A 20,273-nucleotide genomic window follows, 5' to 3' on the forward strand; every position below is an offset into this window, starting at 1 on the left:
TTAGGTCCGATTGCGTCTGTTCGTAGTATGCTTGCCTGTTCGGGTCAGGGCGACCAGCGGCGGCTACGGGCACAGTCCGGGCCGCTCGGGTTTCTGCTCGTCTTCGCGCTGGTCATCGCGGCGACGACGATCATCGTAGCGCTGGGTGCGGGGGCGATAGACGGCACACAGGAGACCCTCGACACGGAGCGAACGGAGAAGACGATGACGCAGCTCGACTCGCAGGCCGCGCTGGTCGCGCTGGGGAACTCCCAGCGCCAGCGAGTGGACCTCGCGACGGGGCGGGACTCGACGTACATGGCCGAGGAGGGGGCCGGGCGGATGACGCTGTCGTACAGGAATCAGACGAACGGGAACGAGACGGAGGTGTTCTCGACGGAGATGGGCCGCATCATCTACGAGACGAACGACGGCACCACCGTCGCCTACCAGGGCGGTGGCGTCTGGCGGTCGGACGGCGACGGTAACTCGGTGATGGTGTCGCCCCCGGAGTTCCACTACCGCGACGCCACGCTCACGCTGCCGCTGGTGACGGTCGGTTCGTCCGGGTCCATCGGCGACCGCGCCGTCATCTCCGACGCGAACACCACGCGGTACTTCCCCAATCCAGGCATGAACGGAAACTACACCAATCCCCTGGAGAACGCGCGAGTCGAGGTGTCCGTCACCAGCGCGTACTACCGCGCGTGGGGGCGGTATTTCGAGACCCGGACCGACGGCGAAGTGGAGTACGACCACGGAACCGACACGGTGACGCTGGCGCTGGTCACGCCGCTGCAGAACACGAAGGTTACCTCGGCCACGTCGAGCCTCTCGGCCAGCGGGACCTTCAACCTGAACGGCAACGCCGGGAACCTCTGTAGCCCGACGAAGGTGTACATCAACAGCTACAACTCCAGCGGGACCGACGTCGGCTACTGCGCACAGACCCCCAAAAACGAGGGCGACATCGTCTACGGCGGGGATATCGACCTCACCAGCGGCTCCGGGAGTTCGGACATCCACGGCGACGTCGTCTCCGGCGGGACCATCGACGTCGGGAAGTCGAACGGGAACGGGGCGCCGTTCGTCCACGGGAACATCAGCTACAGTGACCGCTGCGAGAATTCGCGCAACGCCTGTGACAATCGGTCGTCCGGCCAGGTGACCCAGATAAGCGGTATCGACCAGGCGCCGGCCATCAACGGCATCGTCCGAACCCAGGTCAACGAGACCCAGTCGAACAACGACAACGGCGACAGCGATCCAATCAGCGGGAACACGCTCGATTCCGGCTCCGTCGAGCTCACGGCCGGGACCTACTACCTCGAAACCGTCGACGTCGCAACGGACGACCGGGTGACGCTCAACACCACCGACGGCGACATCTTCCTCGCGGTCGAGGAGAACATCGAGCTCGGGGAGAACGCCACCATGGAGGTCGTCGGTGACGGGACGGTGAGCGTCTACGTCGAGGGCAGCGGCGGCAACGCGAACCAGTTGTATCTGGGGAAGGGGGCGAACATAACCAACGACGGTGACGACGCCCCGCAGTTCCGGATGTTCGGCCAGGACGACTTCACCGCGACCATCGGTGACGGCTCCGGCGGGAACCTCGCGAAGTACGTCGGCGTCATATACGCCCCGCCGGGTACGTCCGGCACCGGGACCGTCACGCTGGCAAGCGGCGTCATCTACGGCGGGGTCCTCACCGGCACCACGACGATAGGCTCCGGTAACGGCGGCTCCATCCACTACGACGAAGCGCTCCGAACACAGCAGGTGCTGGAACAGAGCGAGTCCATCGTCCGGGTGACGTACATCCACGCCTCGACGAACGAAGTCCGGGTCGAAGACGGCTGAGACGGTCGGCCGTGCGTTGGTAGCGGGGTGTTCGCACGCTACGGGCCCGTGAGAGGAGCGGGAACCGAGGACGAGGCGAACCCGGCCCGCCCGTTCCCCGACGCGTGGTCAGGACTCGATGCCGACCCGGATGTCGTGGTGGACCACGTACACCTGGTCGATGTCGCTCCCGGGGTCAAACGTACACTCGATGCCGTCGGTGAGGTCCGTACAGTCAAAGCCCGACTCCTCGAAGTAGTCGGTCCACAGCGTCGTCCGAGGCGTTCCTCGTAGGGACACGGAGACCCTGCTGACGTCGGTAGCCGTGCTGTTGTACGCGAGAGTCGTCCCCCTGTTTCGCCCGCGTACGAGTACGGTCGACCCGGCGAGGGACTGCCGGTCCGGACGGTTGAGTCCGACTACCGAGATGAGGACGCGGTCCTCGCTGACGACGAAGGGCGGGTCAGTTATCCGGACTCCGCCGCCGTTCGAGGTCCGGAACACCGCCCCGGCCTCGTACACCAGCTTCCGGTCTTCGTCGCCGGTGTAGACGAGCGGGCGTATCTTCCAGCCCTTGCTCCGCCACGTTCCGTCGGCGTCGGTCACGTTCACACGCATCGTGACGTTCTCGCCGGTTGCCATCTGAGCCTCACCGAGGCTGAGTTCCGTCGCGCGGCTGGGGGCGTCGCGCCGATGGATGTCCGCGAGGTTGTCCGCGAGCACGTCGAAGGCCCGTTCGGCGTTCTCCATCTGCTCGTCGTTCCGGACATCCTGAAGGGTCCCGAGCCCGCTCACCGAGATTATCCCGACGGTCGAGACGACGAGTGCGAACACCAGCACGTAGCTGACGACCTCGCTGACGGCCCGGTCAGACATCGCGCACCTCCAGCTCGCTCCCGGTGTACCGGACCTGCAGGTCGCCCCCGAGGATGGAGCTCTCCGCGAGCGGCGTCTCGACAGCGAGCCCTATCCGCACAGTCACGTCGGGGTCGGTGGTGCGCAGGACGACCGTCTCGTTGTCGTCGTCCAGCGTGACCCGGTACGGGGCGCCCGTAACCGAGTTCGAGAACGACCGGTTGGTCCGGACAGTCACGGCGGAGTCGCCGGCTCTGACCAGCCGGTCGGCCCACTCGATGTCCGAGGCTATCTGCTGGCCGGTGACGGTGAGTTCGTCCCTGATGACCTGCTCGCGCTGGGAGTCGATGTAGGACCCGCCGGCGACGATGAGACCGGTGATGAGCACCGTCGCGATGCCCAGCGAGAGCACGTAGCTGAGCGTCGTCGAGACCGCGCGCGCGTCAGACATCCGTCTCACCCGGGGCGACCCGAACGTCGGTCTCGTAGCGCAGGTCGGTCGTCACGTACGTGTACCGGACCGTCACGTCGTACAGCGCATCGCTGGACTGGAGCGTGGTGTCGAGCGACGGGAGCGCCAGGCCCGCCCCCGGATGGACGACCATCGAGAAGTTCCCGGTGATGTTGCCCGCGTTGGCAAAGGAGATGTCGTAGTTGTCCGTCGCTCCGGCCGCGAAGTGGAAGTTCTCGCCGGTCGGACCGGTGGTGAGCGCGTCACACTCCTCGCCCTGGATGGTCCCCCCCGTCACGTCGATGTGGACCGACGAGACGGTGGGGTCGTGCGTGACCTCGCAGTCCTCGGTCGTCCTCGTCCCGCTCTCGTTTTTCAGCGTCCTGACGTGAACGGTGTCGGCGTCGACACGCCAGATGCGGGCGCGCCAGCTGTTCTCGTTTCCGCTATCGAGCCCGTGCTCCTGGACCCGAACGGTAAACGCGCTGGCGTTGTCCGAAGCCGCAATGCCGGTGGCGTCTAGCTCGAAGGCCCGCGTGCCGTTCCCCCCGGCAACCCTGGTGACGTCCTCGGCGACGGGATACGCGTCCGAGCTGTCGTTGGCGAACGTCGTCCCGTTCGACTGGTAGAGCCGCTTTCCCGCCCTCGACGAGTCGTACGCGACGTCGACCACGCGGCCCGACCGGGCCCCCTGCCGGCCCGTCTGTTTGGAGATGTTGCTGATGCCGGCGTTCACGGCGGCCGTCAGCGTCGCGGTCGAGCTGTTGTCGTGGCGGTTCGCCGACCTGACCGCGTCGCCGACGTTCGTCTCGACCATCGCCCGCATCGACAGCGCGTCGCCGCTACCGGTGGTCTCGCCCCGGCTCGCCAGGTTCTCCGTGAAAATCGCCGAGTTGACGATGAGCGCCAGCGCGACGAAGATGATGGCGAGCGCAAAGGCCGCGACCAGGATAATCTGTCCCCGGTCGCCGCCGCTCAGATCCGCCACGCGACCACCTCCACCCGAACGGTGTTGTAGAGATTGCCGCCGGTGTCGGGCATCGGATAGGTCACGTTGGCGGTGCCGACGCTGGTGTCGGTCGGGCGCTCCCGGGCGTCGTACAGCGGGTCGTCGTCCTGTAGCGTCACCGTATGGGTCGCCGTGACAGCGTTGTCCGTCGGGACGCCGCTGTAGACGTACCGCCGCGTTATCGGTACCCCCTTGTCGTTCTGGAACCGCAAGTAGACGTTGTAAGCGATACCGTTCTCGTTGAACGCCCGTTCCAGCATCGCGCCGAAACGGTTCTCCGGGGGCCCCGACGTGTAGAACCGCTGGACGCCCACGTCGTGGAACTGCGCCGAGCTGTTGTTCCAGTAGAGCACCGCCGGTTTCAACACGCCGCGCTGTGACGCCGCGGCGAGGACGCCCTGCCCGATGGACTGTTGCTGGTCCTCGATGTGCTGGCTGGACGTGCTCGCCGACAGCGGCGTCACCGCCGTCATCTGCAACGCGAAGACGAGGCTCGACAGCATGAGCAGCCCGGCGACCGTCGCCTCCAGCGTGTGTGCCTGTGCCCGCATCTTACCACATCTCCACATACAGCGTCACGTCTCGGTTGTCGAGCGAGACGACCCTGACCGAGGTCACCGACGGTTCGGTGTCCGGAAGCGCGTCCCCGCGACTCAGGACGGTGTCGTCCGTCGGCCCGGTCGTATCACACTCGCCACTCGACGAGCCGACGAGTCCGGTGTCCGGTTCGGAGCTGTCCCAGCACAGCAGCTCCTGGCCGGTGCCGGTCAGATTCCCACGGAGGCTGACGTTCACCCGCTGGTTGCTCGTCGCGACGCCGAGCTGTTCTTCGAGCGGCGCGTTCTGGAACGGACAGCCCGTCGCGTCCCCCTCGAAGAACGTGACCGTACAGTAGCTGTCCAGCGCGTACGGGTCCGAGGGCGACGCCAGCGTCCCGGTCGCGAGCTGGTCCGCGACTCGGTTCGACGACACCGTCTCGTCCTGCGCGCTCTCGGTGAACGGCGACAGGATGCCCGGGATGAACAGGAAGATGAACAGCAACACCGCGAGGAAGACGCTGATACCGATGGCGAAATCGAGCGTCGTCTGTCCGCGCTCACCGCTCCCCGACCCCGGCTGACGGTTCTGTGGCTCGTCACTGCGCTGTGTTCCCATGTGAGTTGACCCGTTGTGACCCGACAACTGTTTCGTAATCGACTGTCGTGGACGTTATTAGCCATTGTGGCCGACCCACGCTACCGACTCCCGTCCCCGTGTTGCTTCGATGGGTTTAATAAAGGCCATCGGGTATCGTGTATTGCGTAGCGGGCTCGTAGATCAGGGGTAGATCACTCCCTTGGCATGGGAGAGGCCCCGGGTTCAAATCCCGGCGAGTCCATCTAAAATAAACAGCCGTGACGAAGGACGGCCGACCGCTGTTTTCTCGGCTTTCAGGAACTTACTCGACCGAATAGGTTTTTCGCTGGCTCCCTCAGCGAACGGAGATGATGAGACGGGCCAGCGCGGGGCTCGCTGTCGGGCGGTTTCTGAGAGGGAAATCTGTCGCTACAGCACCGACTTCGCCGACCGCTGTCTCGCTCTCGGTTCCGTGGGAGAAGTGGCGGGTTCGACGTTGGCGAGGTCGGCGAGTGCCTGCTAACCATAGCTGGACTGGGCCGGGATGCTCACCATTGCCGACACCGGGACCTACATCGAGGACGCCGGCTGGTCCGTGCTCGGGTCCGCCCGGGGATATCAACTGCTTTCCCGACCCCTGCACGCGCTGTGTGAAATCGAGGAAGGGCGGTGTTTTATCACTTTTCCGCTGACGGCGTCGTACCCAGCGAGCAGTCGGTTGTCAAGGCCCTCGTTGCCGGTGGCCAGAGACCCAGTAGGCTTCATAAGCCACTGGATATCGAGAGATACCCCTCATCTGAGCAGCTGCCTCTCTGGGACTGTCAGTGTGATACTGTAGTTATCGCCGGACGGCAATCGCGAACAATAACCGGAGTGAAAAGCCGGGCTTAGCAGGCATCTTCGTCGAGAAGTATTCACTTCATTAAATGCCGAAAATAGTGACTAGTAGGTGTGTGAGGGGCGTTTTCCGGTATCCAAGATTCGATCAATCGGTAGTTTTTTGTCCGCATAAATTGAGATAGAGTAAGATGGGTCACTGGAGTAGCCTCGCGTCCGATAAGGAGGGAGTCTCGAACGTCGTCGCGGTGGTGTTGCTGGTTGGCCTCACGCTGACCGGGGTGGTAATCATCCTGGCGACGGGGTGGGTAAGCATCAACGAGACGAACCAGCAGGCCAATATGGAGATCGCCGAGGAGTCGATGCTCCAGATAGATAGCACGCTCGAACAGAGCGGTGGGGGGAACACGACGATAGATGTCCCAAATGAACTCGATGGCAGGGTGACTGTCTCGAACGACCAGACATACACGTTGACGTTGAACAACAACTCGGAATGTTCGACCGGCGCCCGTCCGTTGAGCAGTATCGAGTACGATGACAACGGTCAAGCGGTTGCCTACGAGGGCGGGGGCGTCTGGCGTATGACCGAGTCGGGAGCGACGACCGTGTCACCGCCGGATGTGGCGTACACGCAGGGGTCGCTGTCCGTTTCCTTCATGAATATTAGTGGTGATATCCAGTCTACCAGCGAGTTGCGAGTGACCACGAATGCGACTGAGCAGCAGATTCACCAAGCCAATCTCTCGCGAGCGCTGTACACCGAGGGGACCTATACTACGGAGGGCCCCGACACGGAACCAGTATGTCCCCGGTCACAAGTAGAAAACGCGACACTGACGATTCAGAACAGTCAGTACGCTCGGGCGTGGGCCGAATGGGCTCGCGATAACCACAACAGTAGTTTAGTAACAGTGACGGACCCGTCCACCCTGGGTCCCGGCGACACTGTCACCATACAGTATCGTTTAGGCGACGTGTCGCCAACTGAGTTCACCGTCTCTGACCTTCGGGCGGCGAGAACGTCAAGTAGCGGAAGCGTGACAGTGAAATCCAGAGTGACGAATACAGGGGGCTTGCGAAACAGCCAGGCTGTCTCGTTCGAATACACACGACAGAACGGGACTGTGATAGCGAGTGAGTCCAAGACCCTTCGGCTCGGGGAAGACGAGAGCACGGTCGTACAGTTCAATATCTCTGACTCGGCAGTCGAGAGCGGTACGAACGACATCACTGTCCGTGCAAACAACACCATCACGAGTGAGCTTACCTTCGACAACCGCGATGGTGTCCCCAACACGGTGCTGGATGCCAGAGACGTGCCGGACAGTGCCGGAGTCGGAGCGGAGCTCGACGGAACCAACGTAACTGTCGAAAACAACGGAAACATGACCGCCTTCGAGCGAGTCACGCTGACTGTGGACGGTGACGAGCGGGCGACGTGGGACATCGTCGTCCCACCGAACGGGGAGGAGAACGTGACGGTCGGCGGCGCGCTCCCGACCGGGAACACCGGGACCCTCGAACTCAGGTTCAGTGGCCGAATCGCGACGAACGGGCCCGAGAGAGACCCATTCATCGTCGGTGAGAGCGGGTACTTCAGAATCAACTCTGTCTCGCCACCGACCGACGTTGACGCAGGCTCAACGGTGACCGTGAGTACGACGGTCAAAAACACCGGCGCCGAGAGCCTCGAAGGAGACATCACCATCGAAATCAGAAACGAGGATACGAACTCACAGGTCACGAGTACGACGGAGACGCCTGACCTGCTGGGTACCGCCTCACCGGCCGGCCCGGAGAGTACGACCGTCTCGCTCGACACCACACTCAACACTATCGGAAACTACAGTTATCAAGTCATAACACCGAACGGTACCCAGTCTGGTCGATTCTACGTCGGACCGCAGAGCGGACCGAACTTCGTCATCACCAGTCTGAGCGTCTCCGACAATCCCGTCGACCTCGGCAACCAGACGACTTTCGATGTCAAACTCACAAACACCGGCACCGAATCGGCGGCACAGACGGTGTGGCTCAACAACAGTGCGACTGATGAGACGATAGACAGCCGACGGGACATCCAACTCGACCCGAGCGAGAGTGAATCCGTGAACTGGTCCGTCGTGGCGAACACTGACAGGTTCATCAACGGTACCAACCGTCTCAACGTATCGACGGAGAATGTCACCCTCCCGACGACCCTGACCATCAAAGACCCGGACCGGTTCAACGCCGGGGACGGAACGATAACCATCCAGGAGTCGGTGAACGCCTCGATAACCATGGAAGGGGCCGAACTGGAGTACAACGGCTACAACGGGTATTCCGGCTGGTACGAGACATCCGACCCAATCGTGGTGACGCTGGTAATCGAGAACTCCACGGGAACGTACGAGCGGGTACTGTGGGAAGACGTTCCCGGCACGGGTGAAAACGTCAATCAGCCTCTGGCCGAGGCGCGAATGTACCGGGATGACCTCGACAACCCCTACACCGAGTTCCTCTCGCTGGAACCGGGAACAAACGTCTCACTATACGCGACCAGTTACGAATGCTGGAGAAACGTCGACAGCGGCGTCGACCACAGCCGTGAAGGCCGGTCGTACGACGGTTACAGGTGCACGGATAGAGGCGATGTCCGACTCGACATAAGCAACGACAGCAAACCGAACAACGTTGATCCGAACTACGTGGTCATCCGCGGGGACGGCGACCAGGTACCGAAGTACGACGCGGCCTACGAGGGGCAACTCACTCTGGAACAGATGCTTGGCCCTGGTCAGGTAGAGGAAGTAGACGGTGAAGGAGTTCTCAACCTCGGCCAGGACGAGGAAGTGTTCCTGTTCGAACTTAGCGACGAGAACGCCTTCCCGGGCAACGAAACGCGACCGGTAGTCGGGGACTTCAACGACGCAATCGCGCGGTTCGAAGTGATTAAGAAAAACAGAAATATCAAGACGCCAGCACGGTTCGAAATCATCGATGTAGACGTCCCGGCCCGTGTCAACAGCGGCGACACAGCGACGATGGACGTGACGGTTCGAAACAATGGGGGTACCGAGAGCAGTACCCCGCTCAGGATGTCTTTCGACGGCAACGCCCAAGTCGTGTCCAAAACGACTGACAAGCTCGGCAACAACGAGACTGACACAGTCACGTTTACGCTGGACACCGACTCACGCGCCACGGGTACCTACGATTGGACGGTCAAGGCAACGGAGACGGACAACGCGGAGCAGTTCGGATTCGTCACAGTGGGTAACCCACCAACGCCGTTCTTCCAGGTTAGTGCGGTCAACGGCCCGGGCGTAGCCGACATCGACGACTCGCCGAACGCAACTATCACTATCGCTAACACTGGTGCCGTCGACGACACACAGACAGTCGTCCTGGAGGCGAAAAACGAGGACACCGGCGGGTCGTGGACGCAGGTAGACGCCCAGAGCCTCGCAATCGACGCCGGAAACAGCCAGGACATCACGCTCGACCTTCCCTCCACCAAGGCGAACTATAGCTACCGAGTCGCGACCGACAACGTCACCACATCGGCACTGAGCCTGCTGGTTGGGCAGTCAAACGTCTATGTCCCTGTGGGGGACTCCATCAACATTGGGTCGGAAGACGAGGACGCAGGCTCACTCATCGAACGGAAGGGTGGCATCACGGAGCAGATGATGAACGTCAAGGTAGCGAACAACGGGACTGTCGGGGATACGCGCGACATCCGTCTCAGCATCACCAACGCCAGCGGCGCCGAGGTGTTCAATGATACCGCGGAGAACAAGCAGGTCGGAGGCGGAGACCTGACCGGACAGGGTCCTGTTCCGGCCTACGTCAACTATGACCCGAACCTGGGTACGGGGTTCTACACTTACACTATCACTGTGTATAACGACACTACAAGCGAGAGTGTCGGATACGAGGTCACTGGCGACATGTACCTACGGGAGACTTCGAACAGTGGCGGGTCCGACAGCTCGCCGGTATCTATCGATTCCGGTACGATAACTGTCGGGTGATTGTTCACCTGTTCGGAGGGAGGACGCGCCGCGCGTGTTATCAGTTCACGTTACTGTGGCGAGGCCGTTGCCGACGGGTGGACTAACAACACATCCTGATACTGTCTCCTCTCAGAAAACAGTTGACAGCGTTACTGCAGTCTACAGTGTGGAAGAGGGCCATCGAAATCCGAGTTGAGAGGGATCTATCATCAATTGACGATGCTAATATCGACCGTCGTCTCGTGGATGACAAGACGGTCTATCGGCGAACACGTGTATTCGTTCACTCCTGCTCCTTCCTGCCACCTCCCTCCAAGTACACTATTCCAGCGGTCTGGCGTCTGGGTCTCCTTAGTGTACTGGGTCCCGTTTGTGTAGAGAGAAATATTGATGCCCTCGCCCTGTCGCGTGGTGATACGTTGGTTTTTGAGGTCGCTCTGAAGCGTTACCCGGGTGTCCGACGAGATACTGAAATCTCCCCGTATCTTCGTCACCGCTAGATGGGCCGTGTCGTTGCTACAGCGCAGCGGCGGTTTTCTCACGACGACACCGCTGTCGTCACGGACGCGAAACAGCGCGCCGTTCTCGTAAATCAGTTTGGAACCGGTGTCGGTCGTCCGTACGAGGGCTCTTGTCGTGATGTTCTCTTGGGACCCATTATCGACGCTCCACCCGAGCGTTGAGTTGACGAGTTCGAGCGAGTGACCCTGCATCTTTATCGTCGTCGACCGGCGCTCGGAGCCCGTGGTCCGGTGGTCGGCCAGCGTGGCCGCGTAGTTGCGCATCGTCTCCTCGGCGACGTTTGACTCGGTCCCTTGCTGGATCTCACCGAGCGTCCCGATACCCGTGACCGTCACGACGCCGATCATGAAGATGATCGTACTGAACACGAGCGTAAAGGAGACCACATCCGAGACTCCGCGGTCGTCGGCCCGGTTCATGCCGTTTGCACCTCCAGACAGTCCCGGCTGGTGTTGTAGACAGCCTCTATCGCCCCGCCGGCGACGCGGCTGTCACAGATGTCGTTCGCGTTTTCGAACCGGACCTGTGTCCCCAGGTCGCTCGCCGTCGAGTTGACGTATATCGTCGTCAGGTCGGAACTCTGAACGAGGGCTATGCGATACGCTTCCCCGCCGACCCTGTCGGGATAGTCCGACGTGAACGAAACGTCCTGGGACCCGCCCGGCGGGTCGAACTGGTCGAGTCGGACGAAGTCGCTGGCGACCCCCGAACCGATGTCTTGTAACCCCTGTCGGACTGTCTGCTCCCGCTTGTTGTCGACGTACGACGAGCCACCCAGCAAAAGGCCCGTTATCAGTATCGTCGAGATGCCGATTGTCAGCGCCTGCGTGACCGCCGGTGAGACGGCGCGTGTGTCACCCATCATGAGGTCTCGTTCACCTGGATTGTCCGCTGGTAGCTCGTCTGTGGGCCGACAAAGTTGAGATCTACTGCAGGATTAGTCAGATTCAGATCATCTTGTACGGAGTCGTCGAACTGTCCGGCTGCAGTAAGCTCGAAACGCCCCCCAGGGTTGCCTGAATCCGGAAGGTCGAAGCTGACTTCCGAATTCTCGTTATTCGGCGGGAACGAGTGGACATCTCCTGTCCCGGAACAGGAACCTGACACGACCCGTACCGTGATCTCACCCGTGAAAGAGTCACAGATAGCGGTCGTCGCATCGGTGGTACTGAATGTCTCCACGACGAGTGTGTCAGGACCAGGGCCCCGACGCGCCCTAAGTGTATATCTGTAGCCAGATTCGTTGGTAATGTTCACGTAGATATATTTGCTGGGTGGTGCATCAGTGAGCGTGAGATTGAAGCCAGTAATACTCCGTGTCTCGTTGACCGGTTGCCACTCACGAGCGTCCCTCCCGGTCGTTCCCGGATCCTCCAGCCCGCTCAGGTTAAGACGTTGTTCGGATTCGCCGATGTCGACCGTCGCATTCACGTACACGCCGTCCTGTTGGCCGCTGACGTTCGTGTAATATCTAGAGAAAATATTGAGCGACCGATTGAGAGCGGCTGGGTCGTCAGCGTCCGCCTCCCGGACAAGCGCCCGGACGCCGCGCTCAACGCTTGCCTCCCGCTCGGCGGCCCTGTCGATGTCCGCGACCGTCTCCGAGGTGGACGCGCTCTCGGAGACCACGAGGCTGTTCGACAGCGGGATGGCCGTCAGGAACACGATGGCGATGGCCAGCCCGCCCAGCAGCAACACCTGCGCTCGGTCGTCGCTCACCATACGACCAGTCGCACCTCCACGACGTTGTACAGGGGCCCGCTTGGATTGGCATCCTCAATGTAGAACGCCGAGTCCCTTTTGATAGACAGTCCTATCGGATTACATTGCGGGCCAGTAGTGCGGTTCATGCTGTCGGTCAGAGTCACCGAGGTCGAGGCGATAGCTGCAGAGGACGGCGGGCGTCTGTCGGCTTCCCCGCTAGTCTCAGAGGCCAGTCTCGTCTCACGGGTATCACTCTCGTTGTTCCAGTAGCTGAAATAGAGATTGTACTGGTTGGCCTGGCTGTCGAAGGTCGTGTTGAGTATCGACTCAAATGGTGCTTGGGGGAACCTGTCCCCGGTGATGTCCCGTCCTGGACCGTAACATCGTACTGCCGCCTCCAGCGCGCCGGACTCGCCCGCGATGGAGAGAACGTCGCTTGCCCGCTGTTGCAGTTGCTGTGTCTCTGCGCGGGTCTCGTCCTCCCAGGCGCGGGTGTCGATAGCGCCCAGTCCGTACACCGTAGCCGTCACGACGAGAATGGCGGCGAGGACGCCCTCCAGCGTATAGGCCTGCCCACGACTCACCATACGCGGACCACCACCCAGCAGACCGGACCACAGTCGTAGTTCCGAATCCGGACGACGCGCGAGGTCGTCACGGGACTAGAGCGTCGGTACTCGCCCCAGCTACCGGAGTCGATGAGGTCCGTAGCCGGGTCGCGTGCTCCCTCCTCCAGGGTCGTCCCGTTGACGATGCTCACGTTGACGATGGGGTCGGTCCGCCTGTCCGAGGAGACGTTCGTACCGGCTCGGAGCTTGAGCCTCGTCATGTTCCCGGACAGCTCCTCTATCCCCCCGTCCTCGTCGTAGCGCAACACGTTCTGTCCTTCGTCCGTGCTGTAGTTCTCGACGACGTACGAGGCGATTCGGTCGGCCTGGGGCTGTTTGACGCCCGGTGAAGTTCCCTCGTACACCGCCAGTGCACCGGTCTGCGTGAAGACGAACGCGCCGATGACCGTCACTAAGAGGACGCTGACACCGATGGCGAAATCCTGTGTGGTCTGACCCCGTTCCCCCGTCATGCTACCTCACCCGACCGCCATCCAGACGACGAGGGCAATCGTCGAGAGAATGACGGCGAATTTTACACCGGCCAGTAGCTTAACTTCGCGTATATATCCGGCGATGAAAGACGACAGCAGCGCCTGGAGGGTGACCGCGTGGAAGAACAGCATCGACAGCGCGTCGGTGTCGATGTTCCCCCCGAACTGGCCGCCGCCGGCGGCCCCGCCCGCACCGCCGGCGCCGCTCGCCTGCTGGGTCAGCCCGGACATCACGTCGAGGAACTGGGTCTTCAACAGCGCCATGACCCCGAGCAGCGTGAGGTAGGTCATGATGATAATGACCGTCTGCATCCGGGTTCGTGACTTCCGGGAACGGTCGATCTCGTCCTGGTTCTCGGCGGCCTGAGCCGCCGTCGAGAGCACGTCCTGTATCTGGCTCGATGCCTCCTGTGCCTCCGCGATGAGCTTCACCGTCCGGGCCATCCGCGGGATGTGGTACTTGTTGTTGAACTCCCGCAGGGCGTCCTTGAGGCTGGTCCCGTAGTTCACCTTCGCGTGTATGGTCTCGAACTCGTCGGAGAGCTTCCCGGCGGAGGTCTCGGAGACGACCTTGATGGATTCGAGCAGGGTCATCCCGGTGTCGTTCGCGGAGGCGAGCTTCCGGAGGTTGTCCGAGAGGTTCCCGATGATGGCCTTGCGCGAGCGCTGGTTCCACTCGTAGAAGATTGCCAGCGGGATGAAGTTGATGTACATCGGGACGTACACCCAGAAGAACGTCCCCGAGACCGGGTTCCGTTCCATGCCGCCGATAGACAGCGGGGCCTCCCCGAGGACGATGCTCACGACCAGTGCGAGCACGGAGATAGGTATCGTCAGCCCCAGCACCAGCATCGGGTGGTCTCGGAAGAACAGGTGGGGCTTCTTGAGTATCTGGACCAGTTCGTGGGTCCCTTCCCGACCTTTGATGCGGTCGAAGACGCTGTAGGTCCCGGTGTAGGACTCGACGAGACCGAGGTTGAAGACGGCGATGCCCTCGTCGACGACGACGTCCTCCTCGTCGGAGTTCGGTCGGAGGTAGCCGTCGCCGACGGCGTCCTGGGTGACAGTAGAGACGAGCACGAGGAAGGCGATGCCCGTCAGCGGAATCAGCCCGTAGACGGTCCCGTAGATGAGCATCTGCTGGGCGTTGCCCATCATCGTCATGATGACCAGAATGATGATGAGCAGGAGCGGAAACAGCGAGAGCGTCATGTACATCTCGCCGAACAGCTCCAGCGTCTCCAGCATCTTCTCCTGTTCCTGCTTGGTCGTCCGCATGTGCTTTTCCTTCTGGTCTTCGAGGAAGGAGGTCATGTCCCCGCCGGAGTTGATGATAGAGAGCATGTCGGTGAGAAACTGCGACAGCTCGTCCGAGGGAGTCTGAATCGCCTGGTTACGGACCGCGGTCCGGTAGTCGGTATCGAAATACTCCGTCTCCAGCACGATGGATTTGAACTCCTGTGCGACCTCGCCGTAGGTGTCCTCGGCCTCACCCATCGCTTCGAGGATTTCGAGCTGGTTCAACCCGCCCACCGAGAGGGCGTACATGAAGGAGATTGCGTCCGAGAGGAGGATGTTGATTTCGCGCTCGCGCGCACTGGCACGGAAATAGGGAATCGAGACGAGCGAGCCAAAGCCCACGCCGAAGCCGATGGCGCCAAACACCACGCCGGTGACGAGGATTATGAACGGGAGTTTCAGCGTGTCGATGAGCGTCAGCAGCGTCTCGTTCTGTATCGTGACGCCGATGAACGTCGGGGCCTCGTTGCCCGCGAGAAAGATGTTCACCGCGAGAAAGCCGAGCAGGCTGCCGACCAGCCAGAGGGCCGCCCCGGCGATGATACCCACGGCCAGCGCGCGCGCGAGGAACATCTCGACGTTGTCGGCCATTCGGGCCTGAGCGAGCTTGTCCTCGACGCTGTCGACGAACTCCCCCTCCTCGTCGAAGAGCCGCTGGTAAGCGGGGTAGAAGGCGTCGCCGAGCGCGCCCCCGCTGGCGAGCTCATTTTGCCTGTTTCCCTTCGTGTCCAGACTCATCCGCTATCTGCCTCCTTGCCGGCCTTCGGGACGAACTGGCCGAACTCGGTCACGTCATCGTCCTCGTCGGCGGTGTCCCCTTCGAGCGCGTTGCCGTCCATCAGGGCGGAGACGATGTCCGGGTTGTCGCCGCTCTTGAACTTCGAGAACAGGGGGCCGGCGTTGTCGAGCACCTGCTTTGTCTCCTCGACCATCTCTGGCGGCGCCTCCGGCCGCGGGACCATCTCCTCCTTTTCGGGGTCGATGTCGATTTTGACCGACTCCATCTCCCGGAGGTCCTCCAGGGACTTCTCCAGTTGGTTGTTGGCGATGAGCGTCAGGATGGTGTCCGGGTCGTTGATGAAGGCCTGGATGGCCGCGGCGACCTCGGTGTAGGAGTTGATGCCCTGCTCGATGAGATACGCCAGGACCACTTTCCGCTTGAACAGCTCCTCGTCGAGTTTCTCCTGGGTCCACCCGCGGTCGAACTTGATGTCTTCGAGGGTGTTGGAGTTGCCCATCTGGATGTACTCGTCGGTCTCGGCGCGCCACTCGTAGACGTCCCGGACGTTTATCTCGTCGTTCTCGGCGGAGTACTCGTTTATCTCGGTCAGGGACTTGTTCCGGCGGACCTTGCTCCCGTCGACCCGGGTCTGGGTCTGGATGGAGACGAGGTCCAGCGCGGTAAAGAGCGTCTTCGAGACGTTGATGGGCTCGGTCGTGAACCGCTTGATGACCTCGCCGACCGAGTCGGCGTGGAAGGTAGTGTAGGTGGTGTGGCCGGTCGACATGACCTGGAACAGCGTCCGACCCTCCTCGCCGCGGATCTCACCCATGACGATGTAGTCGGGCCGCTGTCGGAGCGCGGCCTCCAGCAGGTCGAACTCGTCGACGTCGCCCTTGTCGTCCTCGCCGAAAGAGGGGCGAGTGACGCTCGCGACCCAGTTGCGCTGGGGGAGTTCGACCTCGCGGGTGTCCTCGATGGAGACGATTTTGGAGTTCGAAGGGATGAACAGCGAGACCGCGTTCAGGCTCGTGGTCTTCCCGGAAGCCGTCCCGCCGGCGAAGATGAGGCTCTTGTTGTTCTCGATACAGAGCCAGATGAACGCCATCTCGTCCAAGCTGAAGGTGTTCCAGTTGATGAGGTCGATAGGAGTGAACGGAACGTCCTTGAACTGGCGGATGGTGTAGTTGGTCCCGTGGTCCGAGACCTCCCGACCGAGCGTCAGCTGGGCACGCGACCCGTCGGGCAGCGTGGCGTCGATCTGTGGCTGGCGCTTGGAGATGCCCTTCCCGGAGCGCTGGGCGAGCTTGACCACGAAGTCGTCGAGGTCCGTCTCGCCGTGTTCGACGTTGGAGATAATCTGTTCGTAGTCGGTGTGGTAGACGAACACCCGACTGTTGTAGCCGTCACAGGAGATGTCCTCGACGTTGATGTCGTGTTTGATGGGGTCGATGAGCCCGTAGCCGATGAAGTCCCGTTTGAGCACGTACAGGAGCTTCTCGACCTGGTACTCGTTGAGCGTCGAGGGGTCGTCTTCGAGGATGGCGGGCTCGGGCCGGACCGAGAGCCCGTTGAGCTGGCCCGACGCCTCGGGGGCGGCCGTCTCGGCGTCGTTGAACAGCTCCTTGAGCCCGTCGAGGAGCCCGCCGGCGCTGCCCGCGCCCGCACTGACGGAGTCCTCGTAGAGGTCATAGCGCGCGAGGAGCTGTTCGGCCTCGCGCTGGATGACCTGCGCCCGGTCGGCGTTCGACCCCTTGACGATGACATCGTCCTCAGAGTACTTGATGGCGGTTTTGAGCTTCCCGGAGAGAAAGCCCTGGAGGTCCTCTTCGATGGGGTTGAGGTGGGGTTCGACGACGTAGTACTTCTTCTCGTTTTCCTTCCGCGACTGGAAGATGATGGTGCAGGCGTAGGGCTTGTTGACCCAGTACCGTTCCAGCTCCTTGAAGTGTGATTTCTTCGAGAGCGGCACCGCCTTCTCCAGGTCGTATCGGTTGACGACCGTGGTGTGGCCATCGCGGGTGGAGAAGAACTCGTCCTCGTCGAGCTCCGGGTTCACGTCGACGGTGCGTTCGTCGACCAGTTCGTTCAGCTCCGAGGCGAAATCCTCGGCCCGGGAGAGGCGGTTCTCCGTCCGTTCGGGCTCGAAGCCGAGATGCGACGCGGCGTCGAACGGGACGACGTTACCCTCGCCGTCGGTGGGCTGGTCGCCGTTGTTCCAGTCCTTGGCGCCGCTCTCGTAGTAGTACTCCTGTTTGAAGTGTTCCCAGGTGTACTCCCCCTTGACCACAGGGGTCGTCTCCGGGTCGATGTACTCGGCAAACGGTTGGTTGACGCCCTTCGCGACGCCGGCCGCGTCCCCGAGCCTATCAGTGATGGTCGTCGGCTCGAACCCGAGGTATTCGGCCCGGTCGAACGGCCCGCCGTCGTGTAGCTCGCGGCGAAGGTCCTCCCACGTGTACGCCCCCACCGTGGCGGTTCGGTCGGGCGATGTGACCCCGTCATCGACCCCGTCCGACCCTGACTCGTTTGTTTCTTCGATTGCCATTGTTGGTTAGTTCACTCCATGTGTGAAAAGTCCGGACACCCGTTCGGCGTGGTCGAACACACCGGGCAGTACGGAGTCGCGAGACACAATATACCCGGATATCTACAGCTATCTTACTTAACCTTTCGCCACATATGTCACAGATGATAGCTCGCTACCTGCGAGTTGTACCGCGGTAGCTGTGGCCTGGTTGCCAGTCTACGCGATGAACGATTCGAGACGGTTCATCGCGGTCTTGAGGTCGTCGAGCCCGGTGGCATAGGAGATACGGAGATGGCCGTCGCCGCCCTCGCCGAACGCCGACCCCGGGACGACGGCGACTTTCTCTTCCTGCAGGAGCGACTCGGCGAACTCGCCGGCGTCGTCCCAGGGGCACTCCGGGAACGCGTAGAACGCGCCGGCGGCGGGGAAACAGTCCAGGCCCATCTCGTCGAACCGCGAGAGGACGTAGTTCCGCCGACGGTCGTACTGGGCGGTCATCTCGTCGACCTCGTCGAGGCAGCTGTCCAGTGCCTCGATAGCGGCGTGCTGGGCCGTCGTCGGCGCCGAAAGCATCGTGTACTGGTGGATGCGGTTCATCGCCGTGATGGCTTCCTCGGGCCCCATCGCGTAGCCGAGCCGGAAGCCCGTCATCGCGAAGGCCTTCGAGAAGCCGTTGAACACGACGGTCCGCTCGCGCATCCCCGGCAGCGACGCGATGGAGGTGTGGTCGTGTTCGTAGGTGAGGTCGGCGTATATCTCGTCGGCGAAGACCGCGAGGTCGTGCTCCCGGCAGAACGCCGCGACCTCCCGGAGTTCGTCGCCGGTCATCGTCGCGCCGGTGGGGTTGTTCGGGTAACAGTACACCAGCGCGTCCGCCTCGGCCGCACCGGACTGTTCGAGCACCTCGCGGGTGAGTTTGAACTCGTCCTCGACGCGGGTCTGCATGTCGAGCACGTCGACGCCGGCGAAGGTCGCCCCGGGAACGTAGGAGACGTAACAGGGCTGGGCCACGGCCAGCGTGTCGCCGGGGTTCAACAGCGCGCGGAAGGCCAGGTCGAGCCCCTCGCTCGCGCCGGCGGTGACGACCATCTCCTCGTCGGGGTCGTAGTCGAGGCCGTGCTGGGCCGACTCGAAGCGGGCGATGCGCTCGCGCAGCTTCCGCTTGCCCTTGTTGGCCGTGTAGGAGGTCTGGCCCCGTTCCAGCGAGGTGATGGCGGCCTCGCGGGCCGCCCACGGCGCGGAGAAGTCCGGCTCCCCGACGCCCAGCGAGATGATGTCGTCCATCTCCTCGGCCAGCTCGAAGAACCGCCGGATACCCGACGGCGGGACGGCGTCGACCCGGTCGGCTGGCTCCAGTGTCATGGCGAGACCGACAGCCTGTCGTCGTCGTCGCGGTCGTCGAAGCTCATCCCCTGTTCCTTGTAGGACTCCATGATGTAGTGGGTCACCGTCTGCGTGATTTCGGGGATGGGCGCTATCTTGTCGCTGATGAAGTGGGACACTTCCCGCATCGAGTCGCCCTCGACGGTCAGGTCGAAGTCGTAGTCGCCGCTGACCAGCCGCAGCGAGGTGACCTCCGGGAACTTGGCGATACGGTCGGCGATGTCCCCGTAGTTGGTCTCGCGGTCCAGCGCCACGTTGAGTTCGACGGTCGCCCGGACCCGTTCCCCGTCGGTCTCCAGGGCGTCCCAGTTGACGACGGCCTGATAGCCCGTGATGACGCCGGCGTCCTCGAACTGCGTGACGATGTTCTCGACCTCGTCCTCGGTGAACTCGGTCATATGCGCCAGGTCCTCGGTCGTGTACCGGGCGTTCTCCTCCAGCAGGTCCAGAATCTCCCGTGGGCTGCTCATACAGAGGGGCGGGCACTCACTATCAAAAGCCTTGCTCAACAGTGGGAGCGTCTGACAGTGTGAGCGAGCGATATCACACCGAGATTTAATTGGGAGCGGGCCGTCGGATGCGGTAATGTTCGACGACGCGAACGACGACCCCGAAACCGGCTGGGGCCACGTCGCCACGCACGACGACGCGCCGGCCGTCATCGACACCCTCCTGCGGCTGGACCCGGAGGCCGCCTACACGAAGACAGAACTCAGCGACGAAGCCGGTGTCGCCCTGAAATCGCTGTATCTGGACGGGACCCTTGACCACCTCGTCGAGATGGGGTTTCTGGAGAAGGAAGCCGACGAGGGCGAGGAGGCGCTGTTCAGCGTCGCCGCCGACACCGCCGTCTTCGAGGCCGCCGTCGCCTTCGACGACGCCGTCGCCACCCGATTGAACGAGTAGCCGGCCGACGACG

The 20,273-nt window shown here is 62.3% G+C and carries 17 protein-coding genes and 1 tRNA gene; 4 read left to right on the forward strand and 14 right to left on the reverse strand.

All coding sequences use genetic code 11. The features are described from left to right. The first annotated feature begins 27 nt into the window (after positions 1-27). Entirely contained in the window at positions 28-1,842 is a 1,815-nt protein-coding gene (locus NJQ98_RS10775; protein ID WP_262178429.1) for a DUF7289 family protein, read from the forward strand. 108 nt (positions 1,843-1,950) lie between these two features. Here NJQ98_RS10775 and NJQ98_RS10780 read toward each other — a convergent pair whose 3' ends face one another. From NJQ98_RS10780 to NJQ98_RS10800, 5 genes are read right to left on the reverse strand one after another with little or no spacing between them, the layout of a single operon-like run. Beyond that, positions 1,951-2,697, reverse strand: coding sequence for a DUF7289 family protein (locus NJQ98_RS10780; RefSeq protein WP_262178431.1), 747 nt, complete (start codon positions 2,695-2,697; stop codon positions 1,951-1,953). Next, positions 2,690-3,127: a DUF7266 family protein gene (locus tag NJQ98_RS10785; protein WP_262178433.1), complete on the reverse strand. Its 438-nt coding sequence runs from the start codon at positions 3,125-3,127 to the stop codon at positions 2,690-2,692. The genes NJQ98_RS10780 and NJQ98_RS10785 overlap by 8 nt, the downstream gene beginning before the upstream one ends. Further along, on the reverse strand, positions 3,120-4,115 hold the full coding sequence (locus tag NJQ98_RS10790) for a DUF7261 family protein (RefSeq protein ID WP_262178435.1): 996 nt from the start codon (positions 4,113-4,115) through the stop codon (positions 3,120-3,122). Before NJQ98_RS10790 ends, NJQ98_RS10785 begins: the two co-directional genes overlap by 8 nt. Then, positions 4,103-4,687: a DUF7288 family protein gene (locus tag NJQ98_RS10795; RefSeq protein WP_262178437.1), complete on the reverse strand. Its 585-nt coding sequence runs from the start codon at positions 4,685-4,687 to the stop codon at positions 4,103-4,105. The genes NJQ98_RS10790 and NJQ98_RS10795 overlap by 13 nt, the downstream gene beginning before the upstream one ends. A 1-nt stretch (position 4,688) precedes the next feature. After that, a complete protein-coding gene (locus NJQ98_RS10800) occupies positions 4,689-5,291 on the reverse strand; it encodes a DUF7287 family protein (RefSeq protein ID WP_262178439.1) in 603 nt (200 codons plus the stop codon). Between the two features lie 151 nt (positions 5,292-5,442). Between NJQ98_RS10800 and NJQ98_RS10805 the strand changes: the two genes are divergently transcribed. Both NJQ98_RS10805 and NJQ98_RS10810 read left to right on the forward strand, forming a co-directional pair. Continuing rightward, positions 5,443-5,514: transfer RNA gene (locus NJQ98_RS10805), tRNA-Ala, on the forward strand. A gap of 766 nt (positions 5,515-6,280) precedes the next feature. Next, the gene (locus NJQ98_RS10810) at positions 6,281-10,111 is read left to right on the forward strand and encodes a DUF7289 family protein (protein ID WP_431357497.1); all 3,831 of its coding nucleotides are present in this window, start codon (positions 6,281-6,283) and stop codon (positions 10,109-10,111) included. Positions 10,112-10,302: 191 nt separating this feature from the next. On the opposite strand, the gene NJQ98_RS10815 is transcribed toward NJQ98_RS10810, so the two are convergent. From NJQ98_RS10815 to NJQ98_RS10855, 9 genes are all read right to left on the reverse strand, one after another. Continuing rightward, positions 10,303-11,034, reverse strand: a complete 732-nt coding sequence (locus tag NJQ98_RS10815) for a DUF7289 family protein (RefSeq protein ID WP_262178443.1) — start codon at positions 11,032-11,034, stop codon at positions 10,303-10,305. Next, positions 11,031-11,477 (reverse strand): DUF7266 family protein, encoded by a 447-nt coding sequence (locus tag NJQ98_RS10820; protein ID WP_262178445.1) that lies wholly within the window; start codon positions 11,475-11,477, stop codon positions 11,031-11,033. Before NJQ98_RS10820 ends, NJQ98_RS10815 begins: the two co-directional genes overlap by 4 nt. Then, positions 11,477-12,337 carry a hypothetical protein gene (locus NJQ98_RS10825; RefSeq protein WP_262178446.1) on the reverse strand — a complete coding sequence of 287 codons (861 nt, stop codon included), beginning with the start codon at positions 12,335-12,337 and terminating at the stop codon, positions 11,477-11,479. The genes NJQ98_RS10820 and NJQ98_RS10825 overlap by 1 nt, the downstream gene beginning before the upstream one ends. Further along, a complete protein-coding gene (locus NJQ98_RS10830; RefSeq protein ID WP_262178448.1) occupies positions 12,331-12,906 on the reverse strand; it encodes a DUF7288 family protein in 576 nt (191 codons plus the stop codon). The genes NJQ98_RS10825 and NJQ98_RS10830 overlap by 7 nt, the downstream gene beginning before the upstream one ends. Further along, positions 12,900-13,400 (reverse strand): DUF7287 family protein, encoded by a 501-nt coding sequence (locus NJQ98_RS10835; RefSeq protein WP_262178450.1) that lies wholly within the window; start codon positions 13,398-13,400, stop codon positions 12,900-12,902. The genes NJQ98_RS10830 and NJQ98_RS10835 overlap by 7 nt, the downstream gene beginning before the upstream one ends. A gap of 6 nt (positions 13,401-13,406) precedes the next feature. Then, positions 13,407-15,458, reverse strand: a complete 2,052-nt coding sequence (locus NJQ98_RS10840) for a type II secretion system F family protein (RefSeq protein ID WP_262178452.1) — start codon at positions 15,456-15,458, stop codon at positions 13,407-13,409. Further along, complete coding sequence (locus NJQ98_RS10845; protein ID WP_262178454.1) at positions 15,455-17,989, reverse strand: type II/IV secretion system ATPase subunit; 2,535 nt, start codon at positions 17,987-17,989, stop codon at positions 15,455-15,457. Before NJQ98_RS10845 ends, NJQ98_RS10840 begins: the two co-directional genes overlap by 4 nt. A 198-nt stretch (positions 17,990-18,187) precedes the next feature. Further along, positions 18,188-19,333 carry a pyridoxal phosphate-dependent aminotransferase gene (locus tag NJQ98_RS10850; protein ID WP_262178456.1) on the reverse strand — a complete coding sequence of 382 codons (1,146 nt, stop codon included), beginning with the start codon at positions 19,331-19,333 and terminating at the stop codon, positions 18,188-18,190. Next, positions 19,330-19,824 carry an Lrp/AsnC family transcriptional regulator gene (locus NJQ98_RS10855; RefSeq protein WP_262178458.1) on the reverse strand — a complete coding sequence of 165 codons (495 nt, stop codon included), beginning with the start codon at positions 19,822-19,824 and terminating at the stop codon, positions 19,330-19,332. Before NJQ98_RS10855 ends, NJQ98_RS10850 begins: the two co-directional genes overlap by 4 nt. A 115-nt stretch (positions 19,825-19,939) precedes the next feature. On the opposite strand from NJQ98_RS10855, the gene NJQ98_RS10860 reads away from it, so the two are divergent. Continuing rightward, positions 19,940-20,260, forward strand: coding sequence for a hypothetical protein (locus NJQ98_RS10860; protein ID WP_262178460.1), 321 nt, complete (start codon positions 19,940-19,942; stop codon positions 20,258-20,260). Positions 20,261-20,273 lie beyond the last annotated feature (13 nt).

It is taken from the genome of Haloarcula laminariae (assembly GCF_025457605.1).
In the GTDB taxonomy this organism is placed as follows: Archaea; Halobacteriota; Halobacteria; order Halobacteriales; family Haloarculaceae; genus Haloarcula; species Haloarcula laminariae.